The following is a 6079-nucleotide window of genomic DNA, read 5'->3' as shown; positions in this document are numbered from 1 at the left end:
GGGCTTGTACGCGCAAATGTGGGCGCGCCCACATTTGCGCGTACAAGCCCTTACTTTCCAACAGGTGAAGATGCGTTCCCTGCTCCACGATGCGACCATGCTCCATAACCAGTATCTCATCAGCATCCACGATGGTCGACAAACGGTGTGCAATTACCAGTGTACTATGATTGGCCGCAGTCGCCTTTAGATCGGCCAGAATAGCTTGCTCGCTCTTGGTATCCAGGGCAGAAGTTGCTTCATCGAAAATTAATATCCTGGGATTCTTCAGAATAGTTCTGGCGATCGCGACTCGTTGCTTTTCACCGCCGGATAACTTTAAACCGCGTTCACCTACGATGGTGTCATATTTTTCCGGTAAGGTCTCTATAAAATCGTGAATATGGGCAAGCTTGGCTGCGCGAACAACATCCTCGCGCTGTGCACCTTCTTTCGCATATGCCAGGTTGTAATATATTGATTCATTAAACAGCACCGTGTCTTGTGGCACAATCCCAATCGCTTCCCGCAAGCTTTGCTGGCTTACATCCCTCAGATCCTGACCATCAATAGTAATAGAACCACTTTTCACATCATAGAAGCGAAACAGTAATCGCGCCAATGTGGATTTGCCTGCACCACTTGCACCCACTACAGCCAGTTTTTCTCCAGGACTAATCGTGAAATTAACATCATGCAGTATCGGTCGATCTTCCTGGTAGGCGAATTCAACATGATTGAAGCGTATCTCACCGTGAGTTACCGCCAACGCTTTGGACTCAGAACGGTCCTGTATTTCCGGTGTTTCATTTAGTAAAGTAACCAGCTGATGCATATCTGCCAGTGAATAACGGATCTGCCGATAAACTACTCCGAGAAAACCTAATGGAATAAACAACTGCAGCAATATTGCATTTACCAGGACCAGATCGCCGAGTGTCATACCGCCATCAACAACTTCGCCCGCCGCGAAAAACATAATTGCCGTAACGCCGAGCGCAATAATCGCACCTTGCCCAAAATTTAACGCAGACATCGAGGTTTGACTCAAAACAGCATTATTTTCCCACTGACCCAGTGTTTCATTGCAGCGATCCGCTTCCATTTTTTCATTGTTGAAGTATTTAACCGTTTCATAGTTGATCAGGCTATCCACCGCTTCATTATTCGCTTTTGACTCCAGGCGATTCATTTCAACGCGGTATTGCATGCGCCAGTTCATCACTTTGAAAGTAAAGATGACATAAACCGCCACACTACAAAAAATTACCACAGTAAACACGAAGTCATAGCGAGTGATCAACACGAACGCAACCAGTAGAAATTCCACCGCGACTGGAATAATACTGAAAGTAAAGTAGTTCAATAAGGAACTGAGACTCGAAGCACCTCGCTGCAGGTCGGAGCTGATTGCGCCGGTTTTTCGTTCCAGATGATAGCGTAATGACAGATCATGCAAGTGTCGCAAGGTTCGTATTGTCAAGCGACGCATGGCACGATAGCGCACCCTGGTAAACAATACATCGCGCAACTCATTAAAAAACGAGCTGGCTAAACGCAAAGCACCATACGCCAGCAACAACATCACCGGGAGAACCAGAACCAGGTCACTGGCAGTTACATCAAGACTATCGACAATTTCTTTCAATACCAGCGGCACCCCGACATTGGCGACTTTTGCCAGAATCAGGCTGATTAATGCCAGCAATACACGTCCGCGAAATTCCCACAGATAGGGAAATAACGCACGAAGATTTTCATAGTCACTGCGCTGGGCACTTGGGGCTTCGGTGTATTTAAAATGGGTCGGCATAGATTTAGCAAAGATTGTAGGAAAAGGCCATCATACTGAAATCTGATTCACGACACCAATTTCCGTATAGCAATATTCGATATATAGCTTTCATAAAAATCAGGGCAAAAAAAAGGCGGCCAAGGCGGCCGCCAAAGGGAGAAAAGACTGTACAATTTTTATTGTTGGTTACTAATACTCACTCGAGTATCGTTATTCAACTTTAGATAGTAGTCTGATCATCTGCACTGCTGTCCGGACTTGTGTCTGTGCTACTGTCAGTACTGTCATCTGTGCTATCGTCAGAGCTGTCATCGCTACTGTCGTCTTCACTGTCGTCATCACCTTCACGACTAACTTCATGCGCGATCAGAACACCGTTTTCATCCAGATAACCTTCAACTTCGATGAAGGCACCGTTTACAATATCAGCTTCGGTTAAACCATCTTCGAATTTGACATTATCACCAAGCTTAACCGTTACGGTTTTCTCAGCACTGATCTCAAAAGTACCATCTTCGGTAACGCCGTCACTGGTTACCATACCTTCGATTTCAACTTCGCCATCGCTGCTGTAGTCATCGCTGTAATCGTCTTCTTCTTCGATTTCATAGGCATGCATGTTACCCATGTCATCCATGTGCATATCAACTTCTACGTTCATACCATCCTTGATCATCATGTTGATAGTGTTTGGATCGTAATGAATTGTTTGGTCACCAATCTTGAACGTGCCGTTTGCTGGATCATGAGCGGTAACAGTACCTTCAAGCTCCATGTCATCACTGGAGTCAGTTGAATCGTCTTCCAGCTCAATATAGGTAGCAACTATTTTACCCATACCATCTGAATAACCGCTGACTTCAACCATGGCGCCAACAGGAATATCAGCAATAGTGGCATACATAGGCATATCATCATTGTCAAAATAAGGATTTTTTGACATATCAATGATTTGACCCATTACAATAAAATCACCGCCACCTGCCAAGTCATTTACATCAACCCTGCCTTCAACTTCGGCATCGTAGTCAATGTCATGCGCGGTGCCGTGATTAGAGCTATCCATTGTTCCATCAACCTTAACCACCATACCGGGTTTAAGTTGATCCGTGCTGCTAACCTCATCACCGCTAACTGTAGAACTACCAGTTTCAAAAGTAGAGCCACTAACTGTGACACTGGTTGCACCGACCGCTGTAATAGCGCCAACTGTACGACCGCCTGTAGTACCACCATCAGAGCCAGAGCCTCCACAACCAATCAAACCGACAACCGGAAGCAATGCGAACATTGGCAAAATTTTTCCGTAATGTTTTTTCATAATAAATCCCCTTGCTGGAATTAAGTTAAAGTTAAATTTAAAAATCCAGCTCGGTCGCAACTAAGGTTATTTATTGTAGTTGCCTTAAAGCCGACCTCACTGCAGATGTTTCCATTACTTTTTGCCAGAAACATCCTTACTTCCTTCAACACTGTTTATACCTACTCAGTGTCATTTCTTTTACTTACTGCATTTCTCCCGGATTTCTGTCAAACCTGATTAAGGTTCCACTTCTACGCGTTTAATACTCGTAGCAATGTTTCCCATTTCAGAGTCGACATAAAACTTCACATCAACATTCATACTTAACTCGATGTCTTCAAAATTAAAGGTACGATTATCTTCATCAATCTCGTCTTCGTAGCTGGTGAATTCATTCACTGTTATCGTTATTGTGCCTAAAATAGGATCGTTAATTTCTAAAGAATTTGTTCCAATATTTACTACGGGTCCTTCAATCTCCATGTCCGACTCTGTGCGGAAGGATATTTCATCGGCCAGGATTGAATTGTCCGCCTGTACTTTACCTTCAACTTCGAGTTTTACTTCCAGTTGTATACTGCTTTGGTCACCACCTATAAACGTGGTTTCGTTATCAAACTTTACTAATCGTCCGTTAACCGCAAACTCGCTACTGCCAATATTTGTGGTATCTGTGACAATACCCTCCAGTTCATACTGAGAACCTTCCGTTTCTGAGAAATCTTCGAGTTCAACCTCAGATGCAAGAACTGGCTCGCCGGTATAATTTGCGCTTTCAACTGAAACGTACATTCCATTTGCAAGCTGTACTTGTGTCACATCCTCAAACTGAGTAGCTGCAGCATTGAAGGTGACAGTTATTCCACCAATCTCGAACGTGTCGCCATCGTTATTGCCAGACAGGTTCTGAATCACGCCATGCAGTTTCACTTCATTGGAATCCAACGTTTTTATGTAGGTTGCGTAGATATTACCCTGACCATCGGAATAACCACTCACTTCAACAACGCTAACGTTTGCTATCAATTGATCGACAGACGTGATACCAGTTATCTCTGACTTGAACTTAGTATCATTGGAAATATTAATTATTTGACCCATGACATTAAGCGTATTGTTAGTGGCGACATCGTTCGCAAAGACCAGACCTTCTACTTCTGTCTTGGCCGTAATTGCATTGGCAGTACCGTTCAAGCCATCACTATTGACGCTACCAGTTACTGTCACCACCATACCTACCGAAAGACTGCTCTCAGCAGATGAAACGCCATCGATATGAATTGTTGCGTTATCGGTATTGAACTTAACACCACCAACATACACACTGCCGAAACCAGTAATCTCACCCGTTGTTGTAGTCTGACTAGCCTGCATACCAGTTCCTGATTCACCACCGCTACATCCTATAAGCAATGCCGCAGCAGCTACTCCTAAAATATGATGGCATTTAAGTTTAAACAGGGAATTCATTGCACTCTCTCCTCGGAATCCTCGGAACCTTCTTCTTCAAAATAATACACACCGATACCTGCTGCTTTTTTTCCTGTACCTTCAGTATTTGGATTAACGTCGCGATCGTGCTCTGCCATCCACTGGTCCAGGAACTCCAGCAATTGTTGACCCCTGTCTGCCAATAACGCTCTTAATTTTGGTAATGCTTCTTGTGGCAAATTATCGTAAAACACTTTGCGTTGAAAAAATGGTTTGTCATTCACACCGTGAATATTGTTATCCATAGTTGTTATTAATCCGGCGACGTCGCGACCTAATAAAGCCAGCTTTTCTGCTTCACCGGACTTAGGAATGTAGGCACGAGCCAGTAGGCGAATTTTGCCGTCTGCGGTTTTTTCTACGACACCGACTTGTAATAATTCATCTAAGATAGCTCTGGGTGGAACATCACCGCTGTGCGCTTTGACTAAGGAACTGAACGAAGGGTTCCCATTTTCAAATTCCAGATCTGCTGTCTCGCCCTGCTCATTTGAATAACCTTTATCGTGAACCCAACCGTATACTACGCGCGCCGCTCGGTTATAACGTGCCACCATGTCGTTGTCTTCTGGGTCTTCAATGGACATCACCCGTTTGATTTCCTTGCGCGACAATCCCGTGATGGTTGATGCACGTGAAATAGTAGGTTTCTTTCCTGGTACTTCGAATTCTTTCATGGCGATGTCTACATAAGCCCGTTTGGCAAGATCAGTAAAAGCACCATAAGGAACACCGTTGCGCAGCAGCAGACGGCATAAGGGTCGCAGTAGTTTAAATACTGCGTTGCATAGTGCTTCTTGTGATTTATTAGTACTCATCTCATATAACCTTTGGGAAAATATTCCCAAACCTTGAATTGGGATTATAATCCCAAACACAGGGAATTCAACAGTTATTTCCTTAAACCACGCTTAAGGTCGCTAAATTTGCGGGAAATTTAGACATAAATGCTTGCAGAATGGTGTTTATAAGCAGAAATACAGCGGTATGATCGTTTTTAGAAGGTTGGATCTCAATGAATGGGATTCGGTAGTTATGTTGTCAGTCGCTCAAAAATTCGGAATCCAGCGAGGTAGGTACCCGCTGCAGAGCCGAGGGTACTGAATAAAAATACCAACAACACTCGTGTTACACCATTGGTCCACCAGCCTTTCACATGCGTAGTATCCATGCGCAAGCGGCTAAAATCTTCCACTTTAGGTTTTCGCAAGCCGGTTTCGATCGCCGCAGTCACCATGCCCGCACCGATCGTTGGATTTAATGATGTTAGCGGCGCCGCTATGAAAGCACCAATAATCGTAATGGGGTGTGCCAGTGCGATGATTGCACCGAGCGCCGAGAGGCCGCCGTTAATCAATACCCAGTCCGCGACTAACTGCCAGCCTAACTCGGGGCTACGTGAGAAACCTAATGCAAAACCGAAAATAATCAGCACCACGATCGTGGTGCTGATTATTTTCGGTTTTGCATTAGGTTTCTCACGTAGCCCCGAGTTAGGCTGGCAGTTAGTC

At 44.5% G+C, this 6079-nt stretch carries 5 protein-coding genes; all 5 read right to left on the bottom strand.

From position 1 onward, the window contains the following. Nucleotides 1-1792 (bottom strand): ABCB family ABC transporter ATP-binding protein/permease (locus ACWVCM_RS12715; RefSeq protein ID WP_455202130.1); only part of this gene is annotated, 1792 nt, incomplete at its 3' end. A gap of 202 nt (nucleotides 1793-1994) precedes the next feature. After that, nucleotides 1995-3095 carry a DUF5666 domain-containing protein gene (locus tag ACWVCM_RS12710; protein ID WP_455202129.1) on the bottom strand — a complete coding sequence of 367 codons (1101 nt, stop codon included), beginning with the start codon at nucleotides 3093-3095 and terminating at the stop codon, nucleotides 1995-1997. A gap of 219 nt (nucleotides 3096-3314) precedes the next feature. Beyond that, nucleotides 3315-4547 (bottom strand): DUF5666 domain-containing protein, encoded by a 1233-nt coding sequence (locus ACWVCM_RS12705; RefSeq protein WP_455202128.1) that lies wholly within the window; start codon nucleotides 4545-4547, stop codon nucleotides 3315-3317. Further along, a complete protein-coding gene (locus ACWVCM_RS12700; protein ID WP_455202127.1) occupies nucleotides 4544-5386 on the bottom strand; it encodes a DUF6502 family protein in 843 nt (280 codons plus the stop codon). The genes ACWVCM_RS12705 and ACWVCM_RS12700 overlap by 4 nt, the downstream gene beginning before the upstream one ends. 215 nt (nucleotides 5387-5601) lie before the next feature. Then, on the bottom strand, nucleotides 5602-6079 hold a 478-nt coding region (locus ACWVCM_RS12695), incomplete at its 5' end, for a hypothetical protein (protein WP_455202126.1).

The sequence above is a fragment of the Kaarinaea lacus genome (assembly GCF_975902315.1).
The sequence above is the reverse complement of the archived record's forward strand: the minus strand, read 5'-3'. Positions and strand labels throughout refer to the sequence as shown.

Excerpts from the sequence above, each read along its gene's own strand:
- ACWVCM_RS12700 (WP_455202127.1), bottom strand. The coding sequence starts at position 5,386 with ATGAGTACTAATAAATCACAAGAAGCACTATGCAACGCAGTATTTAAA.
- ACWVCM_RS12705 (WP_455202128.1), bottom strand. The coding sequence starts at position 4,547 with ATGAATTCCCTGTTTAAACTTAAATGCCATCATATTTTAGGAGTAGCT.
- ACWVCM_RS12710 (WP_455202129.1), bottom strand. The coding sequence starts at position 3,095 with ATGAAAAAACATTACGGAAAAATTTTGCCAATGTTCGCATTGCTTCCG.